The 19,856-nt window shown below is 60.2% G+C and carries 19 protein-coding genes; 14 read left to right on the plus strand and 5 right to left on the minus strand.

The annotated features are described in order from the left end of the window. Window positions 1–170: 170 nt before the first annotated feature. The 9 genes from HU765_RS13870 to pdeM all read left to right on the plus strand — a co-directional run bounded on the left by HU765_RS13870 (window position 171) and on the right by pdeM (window position 10,796). Window positions 171–1,205, plus strand: a complete 1,035-nt coding sequence (locus HU765_RS13870; protein WP_186552424.1) for a ligase-associated DNA damage response exonuclease — start codon at window positions 171–173, stop codon at window positions 1,203–1,205. Continuing rightward, the gene (locus HU765_RS13875; protein WP_186552423.1) at window positions 1,202–2,890 is read left to right on the plus strand and encodes an ATP-dependent DNA ligase; all 1,689 of its coding nucleotides are present in this window, start codon (window positions 1,202–1,204) and stop codon (window positions 2,888–2,890) included. Before HU765_RS13870 ends, HU765_RS13875 begins: the two co-directional genes overlap by 4 nt. A gap of 392 nt (window positions 2,891–3,282) precedes the next feature. Next, on the plus strand, window positions 3,283–4,065 hold the full coding sequence (locus HU765_RS13880) for a transporter substrate-binding domain-containing protein (RefSeq protein ID WP_186552422.1): 783 nt from the start codon (window positions 3,283–3,285) through the stop codon (window positions 4,063–4,065). Window positions 4,066–4,121: 56 nt separating this feature from the next. Beyond that, window positions 4,122–4,850 (plus strand): ABC transporter permease, encoded by a 729-nt coding sequence (locus tag HU765_RS13885; RefSeq protein ID WP_186621174.1) that lies wholly within the window; start codon window positions 4,122–4,124, stop codon window positions 4,848–4,850. Then, a complete protein-coding gene (locus HU765_RS13890) occupies window positions 4,847–5,557 on the plus strand; it encodes an ABC transporter permease (protein ID WP_186621176.1) in 711 nt (236 codons plus the stop codon). The genes HU765_RS13885 and HU765_RS13890 overlap by 4 nt, the downstream gene beginning before the upstream one ends. 12 nt (window positions 5,558–5,569) lie before the next feature. Then, on the plus strand, window positions 5,570–6,688 hold the full coding sequence (locus tag HU765_RS13895) for a succinylglutamate desuccinylase/aspartoacylase family protein (RefSeq protein ID WP_186621178.1): 1,119 nt from the start codon (window positions 5,570–5,572) through the stop codon (window positions 6,686–6,688). A gap of 13 nt (window positions 6,689–6,701) precedes the next feature. Continuing rightward, window positions 6,702–7,466, plus strand: a complete 765-nt coding sequence (locus HU765_RS13900) for an ATP-binding cassette domain-containing protein (protein ID WP_180699748.1) — start codon at window positions 6,702–6,704, stop codon at window positions 7,464–7,466. 187 nt (window positions 7,467–7,653) lie between these two features. Further along, entirely contained in the window at window positions 7,654–10,143 is a 2,490-nt protein-coding gene (locus HU765_RS13905; protein WP_186621180.1) for a ligase-associated DNA damage response DEXH box helicase, read from the plus strand. Next, a complete protein-coding gene (pdeM, locus tag HU765_RS13910) occupies window positions 10,140–10,796 on the plus strand; it encodes a ligase-associated DNA damage response endonuclease PdeM (RefSeq protein WP_186621181.1) in 657 nt (218 codons plus the stop codon). Before HU765_RS13905 ends, pdeM begins: the two co-directional genes overlap by 4 nt. A 44-nt stretch (window positions 10,797–10,840) precedes the next feature. On the opposite strand, the gene HU765_RS13915 is transcribed toward pdeM, so the two are convergent. Both HU765_RS13915 and dcd read right to left on the minus strand, forming a co-directional pair. Next, complete coding sequence (locus HU765_RS13915; protein WP_186621183.1) at window positions 10,841–11,047, minus strand: hypothetical protein; 207 nt, start codon at window positions 11,045–11,047, stop codon at window positions 10,841–10,843. 107 nt (window positions 11,048–11,154) lie between these two features. Next, window positions 11,155–11,721, minus strand: coding sequence for a dCTP deaminase (gene dcd, locus HU765_RS13920; RefSeq protein WP_007904652.1), 567 nt, complete (start codon window positions 11,719–11,721; stop codon window positions 11,155–11,157). A gap of 355 nt (window positions 11,722–12,076) precedes the next feature. Between dcd and HU765_RS13925 the strand changes: the two genes are divergently transcribed. Beyond that, the gene (locus HU765_RS13925; protein WP_002554837.1) at window positions 12,077–12,286 is read left to right on the plus strand and encodes a cold-shock protein; all 210 of its coding nucleotides are present in this window, start codon (window positions 12,077–12,079) and stop codon (window positions 12,284–12,286) included. 117 nt (window positions 12,287–12,403) lie between these two features. Here the strand turns inward: HU765_RS13925 and HU765_RS13930 are convergent, their stop codons facing one another. After that, window positions 12,404–13,411, minus strand: a complete 1,008-nt coding sequence (locus HU765_RS13930; RefSeq protein WP_186621184.1) for a DUF481 domain-containing protein — start codon at window positions 13,409–13,411, stop codon at window positions 12,404–12,406. Between the two features lie 166 nt (window positions 13,412–13,577). Here HU765_RS13930 and HU765_RS13935 point away from each other — a divergent pair, with 166 nt between their 5' ends. The 4 genes from HU765_RS13935 (at window position 13,578) to HU765_RS13950 (ending at window position 18,349) form a co-directional block, all read left to right on the plus strand. Next, window positions 13,578–13,931 (plus strand): MGMT family protein, encoded by a 354-nt coding sequence (locus HU765_RS13935; protein ID WP_186621185.1) that lies wholly within the window; start codon window positions 13,578–13,580, stop codon window positions 13,929–13,931. Window positions 13,932–13,974: 43 nt separating this feature from the next. Continuing rightward, window positions 13,975–15,534, plus strand: a complete 1,560-nt coding sequence (locus HU765_RS13940) for an AmpG family muropeptide MFS transporter (protein ID WP_186621186.1) — start codon at window positions 13,975–13,977, stop codon at window positions 15,532–15,534. Between the two features lie 129 nt (window positions 15,535–15,663). After that, on the plus strand, window positions 15,664–17,379 hold the full coding sequence (locus HU765_RS13945; protein WP_186621187.1) for a proline--tRNA ligase: 1,716 nt from the start codon (window positions 15,664–15,666) through the stop codon (window positions 17,377–17,379). Between the two features lie 16 nt (window positions 17,380–17,395). Then, complete coding sequence (locus tag HU765_RS13950; protein WP_186621189.1) at window positions 17,396–18,349, plus strand: hypothetical protein; 954 nt, start codon at window positions 17,396–17,398, stop codon at window positions 18,347–18,349. Window positions 18,350–18,447: 98 nt separating this feature from the next. Here the strand turns inward: HU765_RS13950 and dinB are convergent, their stop codons facing one another. Then, window positions 18,448–19,509 (minus strand): DNA polymerase IV, encoded by a 1,062-nt coding sequence (dinB, locus tag HU765_RS13955; protein ID WP_186621191.1) that lies wholly within the window; start codon window positions 19,507–19,509, stop codon window positions 18,448–18,450. Between the two features lie 127 nt (window positions 19,510–19,636). Further along, the coding region (locus tag HU765_RS26830) for a hypothetical protein (protein WP_238344703.1) at window positions 19,637–19,856 on the minus strand (220 nt) is incomplete at its 5' end.

Raw genomic sequence — 19,856 nt, forward strand, 5'->3', positions numbered from 1 at the left:
GCGGGCTTGCTCGCGAAGGCGTCCTGTCAGTCGATACTTGTATCGTCTGAAACACCGCTTTCGCGAGCAAGCCCGCTCCCACATGGGCTTTGCTTAGGACTTCAAAACCGATCGAACTTCCCGCCTCACCCCAGCCTCATATTTAACAAGCCCTCCATTCCGGTCACGACATGGATCTTGTTATCGCCCGACCCGAAGGTCTGTACTGCCCCGCCGGGGATTTCTATATCGATCCGTGGCGGCCGGTCGAACGTTCGGTGATCACCCATGCCCACGGCGATCACGCGCGCAGCGGCAATCAGCATTACCTCGCCAGCAGCGCCAGCGAAGGCATTCTGCGCGCACGGCTGGGCCAGGACATCAATCTGCAAACCCTTGATTACGGTCAGCGCCTGAGCCATCAAGGTGTCACCCTGAGTTTTCATCCGGCCGGCCATGTGCTCGGTTCGGCGCAGGTGCGCCTGGAATATGGTGGCGAAGTCTGGGTCGCGTCGGGGGATTACAAGGTCGAGCCGGACGGCACCTGCGCGCCATTCGAACCGGTGCGCTGCCACACCTTCATCACCGAATCGACCTTCGGCCTGCCGATTTACCGCTGGCAACCGCAGGCGCAGATTTTCGACGAAATCAATCAGTGGTGGGCCGCCAATATCGCCGCCGGCAAGGCCAGCGTGTTGTTCTGCTACTCGTTCGGCAAGGCCCAGCGGATTCTCCACGGCATCGACGAAAGCCTCGGGCCGATCCTTAGCCACGGTGCGGTGGAACCGCTCAACCGGGTTTATCGCGAAGCCGGCGTGTATCTGCCGCAAACCCTTTACGCCGGCGATGTGAAAAAAACCGACCCGATGATGCGTCAGGCCCTGGTTATTGCCCCGCCCTCGGCGGGCGGCAGTAGCTGGATGCGCCGTTTCGGCGATTTCAGCGATGCCTTCGCCAGCGGCTGGATGCGCCTGCGCGGTACTCGTCGGCGGCGTGGTGTGGATCGCGGCTTTGTCTTATCTGATCACGCCGACTGGCCCGGCCTGCTCTGGGCGATCAACCAGACCGGCGCAGAACGGGTGATGGTCACGCACGGTTCGATCGGCGTGCTCGTGCGTCACCTGCGCGAACAGGGTCTGGACGCACAAGGCTTCAACACCGAATACGGCGATGACGAAGAGGACAACATCGCCGTCGAGCCCACCGTTACCGAGACGTCCGCATGAAAGCTTTCGCCGAGTTGTACGCCGAACTCGACGCGACCACGTCCAGCAACGCCAAACTGGCGGCGATGCAGGCGTACTTCGCCCAGGCTGCACCGGAAGATGCCGGGTGGGCGGTGTATTTCTTGTCCGGTGGGCGCCCACGGCAGTTGGTGCCGGTGCGTATTCTGCGCGAGCTGGCCGTCGAGGTGTCCGGGCTGCAGCCATGGTTGTTCGAAGAGAGCTATCAAGCGGTCGGCGATCTGGCCGAGACCATTTCTCTTGTGCTGCCGGAGAATTCGCACAGCTCCGAGGCCGGTCTCGCCGAATGGATCGAAGACAAACTGCTGCCACTGCGCGGCGAAAGCCCTGAATACCTGGCGCGGCAACTGCCGGCGTTGTGGGCGCAACTGGACCGGCCCAGCCTGATGCTGTGCATCAAACTGATCACCGGCAGCTTCCGCGTCGGAGTATCGAAACTGCTGGTCACCCGCGCGCTGGCGTCGATGGCCGGGCTGGACAGCAAACGCGTGGCCCAGCGTCTGGTCGGTTACACCGATCTGTCGAACCGGCCCAGCGCCGCCAGTTACCTGAAACTGATCGCCGCGGAATCCGCCGACGAGCATGCCCAGCGCGGCGGTCAGCCCTACCCCTTTTTTCTCGCCCACGCTTTGTCGCAACCGGTCGAGGAGTTCGACGCGTTGCTCGGGCCCGCCAGCGACTGGCAGGTGGAATGGAAGTGGGATGGCATCCGCGCCCAAGTGGTCAAGCGTGACGGCAAGTTGTGGGTGTGGTCGCGTGGCGAAGAACTGGTGACCGAGCGTTTCCCTGAGTTCGATGTGCTGGTGCACGGTTTGCCCGATGGCACGGTGATCGACGGCGAAATCGTCGTGTGGAAAAGCACCCATCCAACCACCGAAGATGCCTTCGATCCGCAATCCAGCGAGCCGCCGGCGGTGCAGCCCTTCGCCCTGCTGCAACAACGCATCGGCCGCAAGACCCTCGACAAGAAAATCCTCGATGAAGTGCCGGTGGTGGTGCTTGCCTACGACTTGTTGGAATGGCAAGGCGAAGACTGGCGCAACCAGCCTCAAGTCAAGCGTCGTGCGCAACTTGAGCAGGTGATCGCCCGCTGCAACAGCCCGGTGCTGCTGCCCTCGCCGGTGCTGACCGGCACAGACTGGTTCGACCTCGGTCGCCAGCGCGAAGCGTCGCGCAAACTGGGGGTCGAGGGCATGATGCTCAAGGCGCGCGATTCGTTGTATGGCGTCGGTCGGACCAAGGACATGGGCGTGTGGTGGAAGTGGAAGGTCGACCCGTTCAGTGTCGATGCGGTATTGATCTATGCCCAGCGCGGGCATGGCCGCCGCGCCAGCCTGTACAGCGATTACACCTTTGCCGTGTGGGACGGCCCGCCGGAGTCGAGCCAACGCACGCTGGTGCCGTTTGCCAAGGCGTATTCGGGCCTGACCGACGAAGAAATGCGCCAGGTCGACAGCATCGTGCGCAAGACCACCGTGGAAAAATTCGGCCCGGTGAGCAGCGTGAAACCCAGTCTGGTGTTCGAATTGGGCTTCGAAGGTATCGCCCTTTCCCGCCGGCACAAGAGCGGAATCGCCGTGCGTTTCCCGCGAATGCTGCGCTGGCGCAAGGACAAAACCGTGGAAGAAGCCGACAGCCTCGCCACCCTGCAGGACCTGTTGGCCTGATTGGTTCTCGAGACAACGCAGAACCCTGTGGCGAGGGGATTTATCCCCGATGGGCTGCGCAGCGGCCCCAGCAATTTCCCCCTGAAATCGTGCACTCAGGTTTTTGCGCCTGCTGCGCAGTCGATCGGGGATAAATCCCCTCGCCACAGTTTACTGACTACCCTCTGCTTCTTACTAACTACCCTCTGCTTCGCGCTTGATCCGAAACAGTGCACCGAAATCGCAACGCCCGTTTCCGGGCATTCAATCGCCCTCCTGCCTCCCTGCTCAACCTTTTAAAACACTTGTTCGGGACTCTGGTTCGGAAATTGCTACTTTCTATAGGTCGTAAGCGTTGCAGTAACAATAATTCTGCGCCACAAGCGCTCATATTGGTTCTTAGGGATTGAATAATGAAAAAAGCATTGCTGACCCTTTCTGCACTGGCGTTGTGCATGGCCGCCGGCTCCGCGCTGGCCAAGGAATACAAAGAGCTGCGCTTTGGCGTCGACCCTTCGTACGCACCGTTCGAGTCGAAAGCGGCCGACGGCAGCCTGGTCGGGTTCGACATTGACCTGGGCAACGCGATCTGCGCCGAATTGAAGGTCAAGTGCAAGTGGGTCGAAAGCGACTTCGACGGCATGATTCCGGGCCTCAAGGCCAACAAATTCGACGGTGTGATCTCGTCGATGACCGTGACCCCGGCCCGCGAAAAAGTAATCGATTTCTCCAACGAGCTGTTTTCCGGCCCGACCGCCTACGTATTCAAGAAGGGCTCCGGCATCACCGCTGATGCCGCCTCGCTGAAGGGCAAAACTGTCGGTTATGAGCAGGGCACCATTCAGGAAGCCTACGCCAAAGCCGTGCTGGACAAGGCCGGCGTGAAAACCCAGGCCTACCAGAACCAGGATCAGGTGTATTCCGATCTGACCTCCGGCCGTCTCGACGCTGGCATCCAGGACATGTTGCAAGCCGAGCTGGGCTTTTTGAAGTCGCCAAAAGGCGCCGATTATGAAATCAGCCAGCCAGTGGACAGCGAATTGCTGCCGTCGAAAACCGCGATCGGTATCAAGAAAGGTAACACTGAGCTGAAAGCACTTTTGGATAAAGGTATCAAAGCGTTACACGACGACGGCAAGTACGCCGAGATTCAAAAGAAACACTTTGGCGATCTGAATCTGTACAGCGGCAAATAATGCTCCGGCGCCCATCCACGATGGGCGCCTTTTCCATCCGCTCAGGTTGCTGATTTATGTTCGAAACCCTTCTGCAAAGTCTGGGGCTTGCCTCCTTCAGTCTGCACGGCTTCGGTCCGTTGCTGCTGCAAGGCACCTGGATGACCATCAAATTATCGGCGATGTCGCTGCTGGTGGCCGTGTTGCTCGGCCTGCTCGGCGCCAGTGCCAAACTGTCGAAAGTCAAACTGCTGCGCCTGCCCGCGCAGCTCTACACCACGCTGATTCGCGGCGTGCCGGACCTGGTGCTGATGCTGCTGATCTTCTACAGCCTGCAAACCTGGCTGACCACGCTGACCGATTACATGGAATGGGAATACATCGAGATTGACCCGTTCAGCGCCGGCGTGCTGACGCTGGGCTTCATCTATGGCGCCTATTTCACCGAAACCTTCCGCGGAGCCATCCTCGCCGTGCCCCGTGGTCAGGTCGAAGCGGCCACCGCTTATGGTCTTAAACGCGGCCAGCGCTTTCGCTTCGTGGTGTTCCCGCAAATGATGCGCTTCGCCCTGCCGGGCATCGGCAATAACTGGATGGTCATGCTCAAGGCCACCGCGCTGGTGTCGATCATCGGCCTGGCCGATCTGGTCAAGGCTGCGCAAGACGCGGGCAAAAGTACCTATCAGCTGTTCTACTTTCTGGTCCTTGCGGCGTTGATTTACCTGCTGATCACCAGTGCTTCGAACTTCATTCTGCGCTGGCTCGAACGCCGCTACGCTGCCGGCGCCCGGGAGGCCGTGCGATGATCGAACTCTTGCAGGAATACTGGAAAGCCTTCCTTTATACCGACGGCCAGAACATCACCGGACTGGCGATGACGATGTGGCTGCTGAGCGCCTCGATCTGCATCGGCTTTATCGTCTCGATTCCGCTGTCAATCGCCCGCGTCTCACCGCACTTCTATGTTCGCTGGCCGGTGCAGTTCTACACCTACCTGTTCCGTGGCACGCCGCTCTATATCCAGCTGCTGATCTGCTACACGGGGATCTACAGCCTCGCCTCCGTGCGCGAACAACCGATTCTCGACAGTTTCTTTCGCGATGCGATGAACTGCACGATCCTCGCCTTCGCCCTCAACACCTGCGCGTACACCACGGAGATTTTCGCCGGAGCGATTCGCAGCATGAACCACGGCGAAGTCGAAGCGGCCAAGGCGTACGGCCTGACCGGCTGGAAATTGTATGCCTACGTGATCATGCCGTCGGCGCTGCGCCGCTCGTTGCCTTATTACAGCAACGAAGTGATTCTGATGCTGCACTCGACCACGGTGGCTTTCACCGCGACCATCCCCGACATCCTGAAAGTCGCTCGGGACGCCAACTCGGCGACCTTCCTGACGTTTCAGTCATTCGGAATCGCCGCGCTGATCTACCTGACCATCACCTTCGCCCTGGTCGGCCTGTTCCGCCTCGCCGAACGCCGCTGGCTGGCCTTCCTCGGCCCGACTCACTAGGACTCTTTTGCAATGCGCCACAAGATTCATGACTTGCTGGCCCCGCTGCCGGGGACCGCACGGCAGATTCACAGCTTTCACTTCGGCCCGGAGCAGGCCAAGGGCAAGGTTTATATCCAGTCCTCGCTGCATGCCGACGAACTGCCGGGCATGCTCGTCGCCTGGCACCTCAAGCAACGCCTGGCGGAGCTGGAAGCGGCCGGTCGCCTGCGTAGCGAGATCGTGCTGGTGCCGGTAGCCAACCCGGTCGGCCTCGAACAAGTGCTAATGGACGTGCCGCTGGGCCGTTATGAGCTGGAGAGCGGGCAGAACTTCAATCGCTGGTTCGTCGACCTCAGTGAAGAGATCGGCAACGCCATCGAAGGCCAACTGAACGACGACCCGCAGCACAACCTCGAACTGATTCGCGCCAGCCTGCGCCACGCGCTCGCCCGCCAGACCCCGACGACGCAATTACAGTCTCAGCGCCTGACCCTGCAACGCCTGGCCTGTGATGCCGACATGGTGCTGGATTTGCACTGCGACTTCGAATCGGTGGTGCATCTTTACACCACGCCAGAAGCGTGGCCGCAGGTCGAACCTCTGGCGCGCTACATCGAGTCCCGGGCGAGCCTGCTGGCCACCGATTCCGGCGGCCAGTCGTTCGACGAATGCTTCACCCTGCTGTGGTGGCAATTGAAAGAACGTTTTGGCGAGCAGTTCGAGATTCCGCTGGGCAGCTTCTCGGTCACTGTCGAATTGCGCGGTCAGGGTGACGTCAACCATCCAATGGCCAGTCGCGACTGCCAGGCACTGATCGATTATCTGGTGCAGTTCGACGCCATCGTCGGCGAGACCAAGCCGCAACCGCCGCTGCCATTCCCGGCCACGCCGCTGGCCGGCGTGGAACCTGTGACCACACCGGTCGGCGGCCTGCTGGTGTACTGCGCGGCGCCCGGCCAATACCTGGAAGCCGGACAGCAGATTGCCGAAATCATCGACCCCATCCACGACAAGGTCACCCCCATTCATTGCACCGCCGCCGGCCTGTTGTATGCGCGCTCGCTGCGGCGCATGGCCACTGCCGGCATGGTCATCGCCCACGTCGCGGGCGCCGAAGCCTATCGCAGCGGCTACCTACTTTCGCCTTGAGGATGCTCGTCCCATGTACAAACTGACCGTTGAAGGCCTGCACAAAAGCTATGGCGATCATCAGGTGCTCAAAGGCGTTTCGCTCAAGGCCAGAACCGGCGACGTGATCAGCCTGATCGGCGCCAGCGGCTCGGGCAAAAGCACCTTTTTACGCTGCATCAATTTTCTCGAACAACCCAACGACGGCGCCATGAGCCTCGACGGCCAGGCGATCCGCATGGTCACCGACCGCCACGGCATGCACGTCGCTGACGCCGATGAACTGCAACGCCTGCGCACGCGGCTGGCGATGGTGTTCCAGCATTTCAACCTGTGGAGCCACATGACCGTGCTGGAAAACATCACCATGGCCCCACGCCGGGTGCTGGGCTGCAGCAAACAGGAGGCCGACGACCGCGCCCGCCGGTATCTGGACAAGGTCGGCCTGCCGGCGCGGGTTGCCGATCAATACCCGGCCTTTCTTTCCGGTGGTCAGCAGCAACGCGTGGCCATTGCCCGGGCGCTGGCGATGGAGCCGGAAGTGATGCTGTTCGATGAACCGACCTCGGCGCTGGATCCGGAATTGGTGGGTGAGGTGTTGAAAGTGATTCAAGGCTTGGCCGAAGAAGGCCGGACGATGATCATGGTCACGCACGAGATGAGCTTTGCGCGCAAGGTGTCCAGCCAGGTGCTGTTTCTGCATCAGGGCCTGGTGGAAGAAGAAGGTGCGCCGGAAGAAGTGCTGGGCAACCCGAAAAGCGAACGCCTGAAGCAATTCCTGAGCGGAAACCTGAAATAACGCCATACACATTCCCTGTAGGAGTGAGCCTGCTCGCGATAGCGGTATGTCAGTCACATCAATGCTGGATGTGATGACGCTATCGCGAGCAGGCTCACTCCTACAGGGATCGGGGCAAGCCCAAGTTAAACTTGTCCGCCCGCTTCGCTGTCTCTGAAACAACCCCTCCAGAGCGCACGCAGCCGGCATGGCGAGATCCCCCGACCACGCAAAAACCTGGTTCAAGGCCCGCGACTGGAAGCCGTTTGCCTTTCAGAAACAGGTGTGGGCGGCGGTGAAAAATGGCGAATCCGGAGTGCTCCACGCCAGCACAGGCGCCGGCAAGACCTACGCGGTGTGGTTTGCCGCGCTCAATCGCTTCGCCCGCGGACAAGCACCAGCGGCCACGCCGCGCAAGCGCAAACCGCCGGCCGAACCGCTGACCGTGCTGTGGATCACGCCCATGCGCGCCCTCGCCGCCGACACTGCGCGCGCCTTGCAGGCACCGGTCGATGATTTGCAACTGCCATGGAGCATCGGGCTGCGCACCGGCGACACCAGCAGCAGCGAACGCGCGCGTCAGGGCCGGCGCCTGCCGACCGCACTGATCACCACGCCGGAGAGCCTGACGCTGTTACTTGCCCGAGCCGATGCTCGCACGGCGCTATCGACCCTGCGCATGATCGTCGTGGATGAATGGCACGAATTGCTCGGCAACAAACGCGGCGTGCAATTGCAACTGGCCCTCGCCCGCCTGCGGCATTGGCAGCCGGAACTGATCGTTTGGGGCGTGTCCGCCACCCTCGGTAATCAATCCCACGCCGAGCAAGTGCTGATCCCACAGGGCGGCGGTATCAGTGTTCAGGGCAAAAGCGAAAAAAACCTGCAGGTCGACACCCTTCTCCCGCCGGCCATCGAGCGTTTTCCCTGGGCCGGGCATATCGGCCTGAAGATGCTGCCGCAGGTGGTCGCCGAACTGGACGCTTGCGCCAGCAGCCTGGTGTTTACCAACACCCGGGCACAATCGGAAATCTGGTATCAGGCACTGCTTGAAGCGCGGCCGGATTGGGCCGGGCTGATTGCCTTGCACCACGGTTCGCTGTCGCGCGAGACCCGTGACTGGGTCGAACAGGCCTTGAAGGACGGACAGTTGAAGGCCGTGGTGTGTACCTCAAGCCTGGACCTGGGCGTGGATTTCCTGCCGGTCGAGCGCGTGCTGCAAATCGGCTCGGCGAAAGGCATCGCGCGGTTGATGCAGCGCGCCGGGCGCTCTGGCCATGCACCGGGACGCACATCGCGCGTGACACTGGTGCCGACCCACAGCCTGGAGCTGATCGAAGCGGTTGCGGCTCGTGATGCCGTCGAGCAACGCCGTATCGAACCGCGCCTGTCGCCGCACAAACCTCTGGATGTATTGGTGCAACATTTGGTCAGCATGGCCCTTGGCGGTGGGTTTATTCCTCAAGATCTGTACGAAGAAGTCCGTGGCGCCTGGGCCTACCGCGATCTGACACCTGCCGATTGGGCCTGGGCGCTGGCTTTCGTACGCCATGGCGGGATGTCGCTGACGGCCTACCCGGATTACCGCCGGGTCGAGCCGGATGAACATGGCGTCTGGCGGGTGCCGGATGCTCGTCTGGCGCGACGCCACCGAATGAGCATCGGCACCATTGTCAGCGACGCGAGCATCAATCTGAAGTTCTGGAGCAAGGGTGGTGGGGGTAAACAGTTGGGCAGTGTCGAGGAAGGCTTTATCGCTCGACTCAAACCCGGCGATGGCTTCCTCTTCGCTGGCCGCCTGCTGGAACTGGTACGGGTGGAGAACATGACCGCCTACGTCAAGCGCAGCACCGCGAAAAAAGCCGCGGTGCCGCGCTGGAATGGCGGTCGCATGCCGTTATCCAACGAACTGGCCGAAGCGGTGGTTGCGCGTTTCAGCGCGGCAGCCCGCGGTCAGTTTGCCGGCCCGGAAATGCAGTCGCTGCGACCGCTGCTGGAAACCCAGATACGTTGGTCCGGCTTGCCTACCAGCGAAAATCTGCTGGCCGAGGTGCTGAAATCCCGCGAGGGCTGGCACCTTTTCCTCTACCCGTTTGCCGGGCGCCAGGTGCATTTGGGACTGGCGAGTCTGCTGGCATGGCGGGTCAGCCAGCGCCAGCCGGTGAGCTTTTCGATAGCGGTGAATGATTACGGGCTGGAATTGCTCAGCGCCACGCCGCTGGATTGGTCGACGCATCTCGATGCACGACTGTTCAACGCCGATGACCTGTTGCTGGATGTGCTCGCCAGCCTCAATGCTGGCGAGTTGGCGCTGCGCCGTTTTCGCGAAATTGCACGCATTGCCGGACTGGTGTTCGCCGGTTATCCCGGTGCACCGAAAAGCACCCGCCAAGTGCAAGCGTCGAGCGGCTTGTTCTTCGAGGTGTTCAAACAATACGACGCCGACAACCTGCTGCTGGCGCAGGCCGGGGAAGAAGTCCTGCGCGAAGAGCTGGATATTCGTCGCCTGGAACAGACATTGGAACGCATCAAGCGGATGAAAATGGACGTGCATCAAGTTAAACGTCCTACCCCGCTGGGATTCCCCCTGCTGGTGGAGCGGATGCGCGAAAGCATGAGTTCGGAAAAACTCGCGGACAGGATCAGAAGAATGGTTGGAGATCTGGAAAAAACCGCTGACAAGGCGCAGTCAGCATGAGCGCGGCGTACCCGGTGCGTCTGGCAGGCGAAGAATTGTGGCTGCTGCCGGAGAAGGCGTTGTACTGGCCAGCGCAGGAGGCCCTGCTGATTGCCGACGTGCATTTTGGCAAAGCAGCGGCCTATCGCAGCCTTGGTCAGCCAGTGCCGCATGGCACCACTGCGAGCAATATCGCGGTGATCGACGCGCTGCTGGCGAGGCTGCCGTGCCGCCAGTTGATCTTCCTCGGGGATTTCCTCCATGGCCCGGGCTCGCATGCGCCGGCCACGCTGAGCGCGTTAGCCGAATGGCGAGCTCGGCACACCGCGTTGCCGATGACGCTGATTCGCGGTAATCATGACAAGCGCGCCGGCGATCCACCAGCCTCGCTGAACATTCGTGTAGTGCCGGAGCCCATGCTGCTGGGGCCGTTCGCATTACAGCACGAGCCGGACCCGCATCCGGAGCGACACGTCCTCGCCGGGCACGTACACCCTGTTTATCACTTGCATGGCAAGGGACGGCAACGGCTAAGACTGGCGTGCTTCAGGCTGGGCGAACAGGTCAGCCTGCTACCGGCCTTCGGCGCGTTCACTGGCGGCTATGCGGTCGAGCGGGACGACACGTGCAGGATTTTTGTCATTGGCGACAAGGAAATATGGCCCGTCAACTGAAGTCCTCACCGACCCCGATTGACGGCCATCGACCTCCAGGCAAATCAAGCGACAGGCGCCGGAGGCGGTTCATCCGGCAACGTCGGTTCACCCGGTTCGGTCGGCTGTTCGTTGGGAGTATCGGGTTCGGGCTGACCCGGCACGCCGGACAGGCTCAAAGACGGATTCGCCAATAACGACCAGGCCAGGACGCCTATCTGATTGGGCTCAAGCCTTGCCAGTTCAGCGCTGATTCGCGGATCGATCTTCATAGGGCACTCCTCATTGAAGGCCCGTATTTGTCTGTAACAAAAACGGGCAGTACACCCCATAGAGTGTCTGCCCGCCAAAGAATTCCCGACGCCCGTCGGATGGCAAATCAGGTACGCGGCAATGTCACGCCACGCTGGCCCTGGTACTTGCCGCCACGATCCTTGTAGGACACTTCGCATTCCTCATCGGACTCGAGGAAGAGCATCTGCGCCACGCCTTCATTGGCGTAGATCTTCGCCGGCAGGTTGGTGGTGTTGGAGAATTCCAGGGTCACGTGACCTTCCCACTCAGGCTCGAGCGGGGTGACGTTGACGATGATGCCGCAACGCGCGTAGGTGCTTTTACCCAGGCAGATGGTCAGCACATTGCGCGGAATGCGGAAGTACTCGACAGTGCTGGCCAAGGCGAAGGAGTTCGGCGGAATGATGCAAACATCGCTGTGAATGTCGACGAAGCTGCCGGCGTCGAAATTTTTCGGGTCGACAATGGCGGAGTTGATGTTGGTGAACACCTTGAAGTGGTTAGTGCAGCGCACATCGTAGCCGTAGCTCGACACGCCGTAGGAAATCACCCGGCTGTCATCGCTGCCGCGCACCTGGCGCTCGACGAACGGTTCGATCATGCCGTGTTCCTGCGCCATGCGGCGAATCCACTTGTCCGATTTGATGCTCATGGCGGGTTTGTCCTGAATAGCGAGGTGGAAAAATTCTGTCCGGCATCTTACCGGGCGCGCCGCCGCGTTCAAAGTGCACATCGCAATTCTCGGCGAACACCCCGTAATTACGCGTTCTGCCGACGAACTGGCAGACCGTCGATCCCGAAATCAGAGAAACCTTCGCAAGAACCATTGGCACGTTCCTGAAAAAGGGTTAAGGTGGCGTCACTGTGTTGCTTGTGTCACTGAGAATCTCTACACGATATGTTGAATTTCGATCCAACCATCTACAAGAATTTTTCCTGCTCTTTGCACTCAGTCTCGGCCAGGGTTCTTCCTGAGTCGCAGTTATCTTTGTTCAAGGAGTTACACCATGTCTAATCGCCAAACCGGTACCGTTAAGTGGTTCAACGATGAAAAAGGCTTCGGCTTCATCACCCCACAATCCGGTGACGACCTGTTCGTTCACTTCAAAGCTATCCAATCCGACGGCTTCAAAAGCCTGAAAGAAGGCCAACAGGTTTCTTTCATCGCTACCCGCGGTCAGAAAGGCATGCAAGCTGAAGAAGTACAAGTTATCTAACTTGTAGCTTCTTTAGAAAAAAGCCCCGCCCTTAAAAGCGGGGCTTTTTTGTGGGCGCCTGTTTTGTTCAGGCAAAAAAAATCGCAGCGCGAAAGGCTGCAATTTTATGTTTGTGCTTTACCAGGCCACGCCAAACCCAGCGGTGTAGCGCGTTTTGTTCAAATCCGCATCGTTGGTGCCGCTGATAATGTCGCGCTCGGCCTTGAGGTTCAGCGATGCCCAGTCAGTGACCTTGTAACGCAGCCCCAACTCGGCGTCCAGTGCGTAATCAGCTACACCCGACAGTGGCTTGCCGACCTCACCGCTGGTGAAGAACTCAACCTTCTTGCCAATCAGGTAACGGTTGTAATCCCATTTCATGGCAACGGAATAGAAGTTGTCCTTGCTGCCATCGCGGTATTCGTAATCGGTGCGGTTGAGCAGCGAACCCAGCGAGAACGCGCCCAGCTCGTCATCCCAGAACTGGTAGCCCGGACCGGTACCGACCACACGCTGACGCGCCAGCTCTTCGATATGATCGCGCTTGTAGTTCAGGCGCCCTTGCCAGAACCACTGATCGGTCAGGAAGCGGTCGAGGGAGTATTCGGCACGCCAGTTGTTGGTGGTGGTTTCCGCGTCCTGCACTTCGCGGTTGTACTCGCCTTCAGCGGTATGCCGCCAGCGGCCATGACGCGCCGAAGTCTTGAAGCCGACATCGTAGTCGTCGGTGTCTTTTTCGGCGCGTTGATAGTCCAGCGCCAGGTCGACATTGCCCTTCCACACCAGGTCGGTGACGATCGGCTTGGGCTTGAGAATCTGCTGAATGCTGGCCAGCTCGACAGTTTTCGGCGCATCACCGTTAGCCAGCGTGACTTTGCCGTCATCCGCCGCGGTGAGCGACTTCGATACTTCACCGGTGTAGGCGTCCTGCTTGACCAGCAAGTGCTGATCGCTATCGAGGGTCTTGACCTCTTTCCAGTCAATCGCGACCGCACCAGCGTATTTGGTCTGGATCAACAGCTTGCCGCCATCGAACACCGTGATAGTGCCGCTCAGCTTGTCGCCGTTTTTCAACCAGACGGTGTCGGCAAGCAGGGGCGTGGACGTGCTGCAAACAGCGAGGCACAACAGGGTTCTGGAGAACATAAGCAGGTCGGGGGCTCAGAGTTGGCGAAAAAAAGTCGGCATTATCCGCAGGATCCTGCCCATGACAAGGACTGACCGGACTATTTCTATTGAGTTCATTTCTCATCTGCCCGATCACGGATTACCCTTGGGGCATTAATCACAGCGATGCTCAGGAACCCGGCCCGTGAAAGACGCGATCCATGACCACGAGAGCGAAGCGCAAATCCGACGCACGGCGCTCTACTCGACCCTCGCGCAGGTGCCTGAAGGCAAAGTGGTCAGCTACGGCCAACTGGCTGAACTGGCGGGGCTGGGACGCGCCGCCCGCTGGGTCGGCCGCACCTTGAGCCAGTTGCCGAGCGATACCAGACTGCCCTGGCACCGTGTGCTGGGTGCCGGTGGGCGGATCAGCCTGCCGGTGGGCAGCCCTTCCGGCGATGAACAAAGGGCACGATTGCGTATGGAAGGCATTACCGTCCTGAACAATCGTGTGGATATTCAGCGTCATGGCTGGCGTCCGGTAGAGCACAGCGGTTAGAGTGCGCGCTTTGTTTTCGCAATTTTGAGGCAGACTTCAGCCCATGCCCCGTAAAACCTGGCGCGCCGCGCTCGCCGCCTATGCCAGTCCTTCGACGCTCGTGCTGTTGTTGCTCGGTTTTGCTGCCGGCCTGCCGTACATGCTGGTGTTTTCAACGCTTTCCGTCTGGCTGCGTGAAGCCGGTGTGGCCCGTGAAACCATCGGCTATGCCAGCCTGATCGGTCTGGCTTATGCGTTCAAATGGGTCTGGTCGCCCCTGCTCGACCAATGGCGCCTGCCGTTCCTGGGCAAGCTGGGCCGTCGTCGTTCGTGGCTGGTGCTCTCGCAGGCGCTGGTGATTCTCGGACTGATCGGCATGGGCTTCTGTGATCCACAGAAACACTTGTCCTGGCTGATCGCCATTGCCGTTGTCGTCGCGTTCGCCTCTGCCACCCAGGATATTGCGGTCGACGCCTATCGTCTGGAAATCGCCGACGACAGCCGCCAGGCCGCCCTTGCCGCCAGTTACATGTCCGGCTACCGCGTCGCCGCCCTGCTCGCCACCGCCGGCGCCTTGTTTTTCGCCGAAGGTTTCGGCTCCACCGGTTTCAACTATAAACACGCAGCCTGGACCGGCACTTATGTCTTGTTCGGCGCCTTGATGGTGCCCGCACTGTTGACCACGCTGTTCATGCGTGAGCCGCCCGTGCCGCTGCGCACGCAGTTGCAGGCCGGGCGTTACACGTTCATGCATCAATTGATGTCGGTGTTTGTGCTGATCATTTTGCTGGTGTCGGTACCGGCGATGTTCACCCAGCTGTACAACACCGATTTCGCCGGCGTGCTGTTCGGCGACATGAGTCCTCTGGACCTGCTGCTCGAAGACCGGGCCTTCCTGCGCGCCATTCTCTATACACTGCTCACCGGCCTGTGCCTGTCGGCCATGGGCCGGCGCGGGTTGGCGCCGGTGCTGACGCCAATCAATGACTTCATCCTGCGTTATCGCTGGCAGGCCCTGCTGCTGCTGGGCCTGATCGCCACCTATCGCATGTCGGACACGGTGATGGGCGTGATGGCCAACGTGTTCTACATTGACCAGGGCTTCACCAAGGACCAGATCGCCAGTGTCAGCAAGATCTTCGGCCTGATCATGACCCTTGTCGGGGCTGGCATGGGCGGCCTGTTGATTGTGCGTTTCGGCATCCTGCCGATCCTGTTTATCGGCGGCGTAGCCTCGGCGGGGACCAACCTGCTGTTTGTGATGCTTGCCGACATGGGCCCGAACCTGCAAATGCTGGTGGTGACCATTTCCCTCGACAACTTCAGCTCGGGCCTGGCTACGTCGGCGTTCGTCGCCTACCTGTCGAGCCTGACCAACCTGAAGTTCTCCGCCACGCAATACGCCCTGCTCAGCTCGATCATGCTGCTGCTGCCACGCCTGATGGGTGGCTATTCCGGGGTGCTGGTGGAGAAATTCGGCTATCACAGCTTCTTTCTTATCACCGCACTGCTCGGCGTACCGACACTGATCCTTATTGCGCTGCACTGGTTTCAGGAAAGCCGCCGCGAAGGCCCGACGCCGACGCCCGAGCCCGCCGCGGCCCCGGTCAGCGAAGAGTCGTAAGACGTTTCGTCGGCGGCGGGAGGAATCCTGCCGTCGTACCGCCCCACCGACCGCACGCCTGTACGTCGGCAGCACTCGCCGGTACACTGCTGCGTCATTTCCAGTCATAGCAACCGACAACGGCCAACCATGCGCACCAGTCAATTTTTGCTCGCCACACAGAAAGAAACGCCTTCCGATGCGGTCGTGATCAGCCATCAGCTGATGCTGCGCGCCGGCATGATCCGCAAGCTTGCCTCGGGCCTGTACACCTGGCTGCCGATGGGCCTGCGAGTCATGCGCAAGGTCGAAGCCATCGTTCGCGAAGAAATGAACGCTGCCGGTTCTCTGGAAGTGTTGATGCCGAGCACCCAACCGGCCGAGCTGTGGCAGGAATCGGGGCGCTGGGAAGAATACGGCCCTGAACTGCTGCGCATCAAAGACCGCCACGGTCGCGATTTCTGCGCGGGCCCGACCCACGAAGAAGTGATCACCGATCTGATGCGCAACGAGTTGAGCAGCTACAAACAGCTGCCAATCAACCTGTACCAGATCCAGACCAAATTCCGTGATGAAATCCGTCCACGCTTCGGTTTGATGCGCGGCCGTGAATTCATCATGAAGGACGCCTACTCGTTCCACGCCGATCAAGCTTCGCTGCAGGTCACCTATGACCGCATGCATCAGGCGTACTGCAACGTGTTCACCCGTCTGGGCCTGAAATTCCGTCCGGTTGAAGCCGACAACGGCTCGATCGGCGGCGCCGGCTCCCACGAGTTCCATGTGCTGGCCGAGTCCGGCGAAGACGATATCGTTTTCAGCAACGGTTCCGACTACGCGGCGAACATCGAAAAAGCCGAAGCGGTGCCACGCGAAACCTCGCGTCCTGCGCCGACCGAAGAGCTGCGCCTGGTCGACACGCCAGACACCAAAACCATCGCGGCCCTGGTGGAAAAATTCAATCTGCCGATTGAAAAGACCATCAAGACGCTGATCGTCCACGCCGAAGAAGAAGGCAAGCTGATCGCACTGGTGATTCGTGGCGACCACGAACTGAACGAGATCAAGGCGGCCAACCAGCCAGGCGTGGCCAGCCCGCTGGTCATGGCGTCCGATGCCGAACTGCGTGACGCCATTGGCGCCGGCGCCGGCTCGCTCGGCCCGCTGAACCTGCCGCTGCCGATCATCATCGACCGCTCGGTGGAGATGATGAGCGACTTCGGCATTGGCGCGAACATCGACGACAAGCACTACTTCGGCGTGAACTGGGAGCGTGATCTGCCGGTTCCGACCGTCGCCGACTTGCGCAACGTGGTCGCCGGCGACCCAAGCCCGGACGGCAAGGGCACGCTGGAAATCAAGCGCGGCATCGAAGTCGGGCACATCTTCCAGCTGGGCAACAAGTACAGCAAGGCGATGAAGTGCGAAGTGCTGGGCGAGAACGGCAAGCCGGTGACCCTGGAAATGGGTTGCTACGGCATTGGCGTGTCCCGCGTGGTGGCTGCCGCCATCGAGCAGAACAACGACGAAAACGGCATCATCTGGAGCGACACCCTGGCGCCGTTCCAGATTGCCCTGGTCCCGCTGCGCTATGAAACCGAACAGGTGCGCGAGGCCACCGACAAGCTGTATGCCGAACTGACGGCGGCCGGCTTCGAAGTGCTGCTGGACGATCGCGACAAGAAAACCAGCCCGGGCATCAAGTTCGCGGACATGGAGCTGATCGGCATTCCACACCGGATCGTGGTCAGCGACCGCGGCCTGGCCGAAGGCAACCTGGAATACAAGAGTCGTACCGAAGGCGAGGCGCAAGCGTTGCCGGTGGCCGACGTACTGTCCTTCCTGCAGGCCCGTATCCGCCGCTGAAACCAGTAGAGACGTCATGTTCAAGCGAAACACCTTAGGCCTCGGTGGCGCCGCCCTGTGCGGCGCCCTGCTGGTCAGCGGCTGTGCCAATCACATGTCCCAACGCAGCGAGCACGAGGAGCGGGTCGAGCGTAAATTGCTCGACCACAGCCTGCAGATAGATGTCGGCGAGCCCAAGGTGCTTGAGCTGCCGCAGCGGCGTGTGAAGATCAACGAACAGAAGACTTTCGAAGTCACCGAGTTCGAAGTCACCCGCCGTTACGACCGCTACACGCCGTACCAACCCTGGCGCGAAGTCTACGAGATTCCGCTGGGCGCGGTGGCGGTGGTCGGCGGTGTCGGCGCCAACGTGGTCAACGTGTTTGCCCTCGGCAACCTGCCGGACAGCATCACCCGGGATTGGCTGAGCTACGGTTTCGCCGGGCTCAACCCGTTCATGAACGTGCAGTCCAACGGACGCGCGCAGCAGAACCTGGCGGGCATCGATGAAGTCCAGCGCGACAAGCGCACGGAGTATTCGAGCCTGCCATGGAGCGAGCGCCCGGTGCAGGTCAAGGCCGGCAAGCAGACCTTCGACATGACCACCGATCGCAACGGCGTGCTGCGCCTGAATCTGCTCGACAGCCCGTTTGCCGAAAATGACCTCAATCATATCGGCCGATTGCAGATCAGCGTGGAAGATGCCAAGGACGACGTGCACTCCGATTCGACCTTGATGATCAGCAGTCACCTGCGGGGCAAGTTGCTGGAGGCGCACGGGCTGATTTATGACGATCTGGAAGACGACGAAGTGAGCCAGTGGGTACACCGGGTCAAGCGTCTGTCGGAACTGGGTCTGGAAGAAGAAGCCAGCGAACTGGAACAAAGCCTGATCGAACTGACGCGCAACGATCCTGAGTTGCAGGCTGAGTTTCTCAAGGCACTGACCAAGGATGCCGGGCGTTTAGTGGCTGATCCTGGACCGAATTAAGCCTAAAGCTTCGCGAGCAAGCCCGCTCCCACAGTGGAATGCATTCCAAATGTGGGAGCGGGCTTGCTCGCGAAAGCGTCATGAGCCTTGCAACTGCACTACCGCTCGAACAACTCCATCTGCTCAAACCCACCGCGCAAATCCTCCAGCCTCACCCCCACCCCCAACAACCGCACCGGTTTGCCGCCGCGATTGAACGCCTGCGTCAGCATCAACTGATAACTGCCCAGATCCCGCCCTGCCCCGGCCTGTTCCAGCGTGGTCTGGGTGAAGTCATGAAACTTCACTTTGACGAACGGCTTGCCCGGCCGATAACTGCTGTCGATCCGGGCCATACGGGTTTTCAGGGTGTCCAGCAGTTCGGGTAACTTGTCGAGACAGCTGCGCAAGTCCGGCAGATCAACGTCGTAGGTGTTTTCCACGCTGATCGACTGACGACGACTGTCGTTGTGCACCAGTCGATCGTCAATCCCACGAGCCAGGTTCCACAATCGCTCGCCGAAGCTGCCAAATTCACGCACCAGCGCCAGCCTGCCCCACTCACGCAGATGCTCGCAGTCAACAATGCCCAGCTTGCCGAGTTTGTCGGCGGTAACTTTACCCACGCCGTGCAGCTTGCTCACGGGCAAACCGCTGACGAAATCCTCGACCTGGTCCGGCGTGATCACGAACAAGCCGTTGGGCTTCTTCCAGTCACTGGCGATCTTGGCCAGAAACTTGTTCGGCGCAACGCCAGCGGAAACAGTGATATGCAATTGATTGGAGACCCGGCGACGAATGTCCTGGGCAATGCGCGTGGCACTGCCGCCAAAATGCGCACTGTCCGACACGTCCAGATAGGCCTCGTCCAATGACAAAGGCTCGATCAGATCGGTGTAATCGGCAAAGATCGTATGAATTTCCTTCGACGCGTCGCGGTAAGCCTCCATGCGCGGCTTGACGATGGTCAGGTCAGGACACAGCTTCAAGGCATGCCCGGAGGCCATCGCCGAGCGCACGCCATAGGCTCGCGCTTCGTAATTGCAGGTCGCGATCACTCCGCGTCGATCCGCCGAACCACCGACCGCCAACGGCTTGCCAGCCAGACGCGGATCGTCGCGCATCTCGATGGCGGCGTAGAAACAATCACAGTCGATGTGGATGATTTTTCGCTGAGTCATGTAGGAAAAACAAACGTGGCAAGCCGGAGCGCCAGTATCTCACCGACACCTGTATATAGCACCAGTGGTTGAAGGATCTTTTCCGACGGTAGGAAATTTGATAAGGATTTATTTTCTCAATCACCGATCAACGGCCAATAGAGCTGGAAGCCTTGTACGCTCTGGGCTGCGCGCCGACCGGCGTCCTTGAAAACGAGCTAAGCGCTTGAACCTCAACAGATTTATCCAGATTGAAGGTTGACAGCTCGGCGATCCTCTGTAGAATGCCGACACACAGACGCGGGATGGAGCAGTCTGGTAGCTCGTCGGGCTCATAACCCGAAGGTCGTCGGTTCAAATCCGGCTCC

This window comes from Pseudomonas sp. SWRI81 (assembly GCF_014268545.1).
In the GTDB taxonomy this organism is placed as follows: domain Bacteria; phylum Pseudomonadota; class Gammaproteobacteria; order Pseudomonadales; family Pseudomonadaceae; genus Aquipseudomonas; species Aquipseudomonas hamedanensis.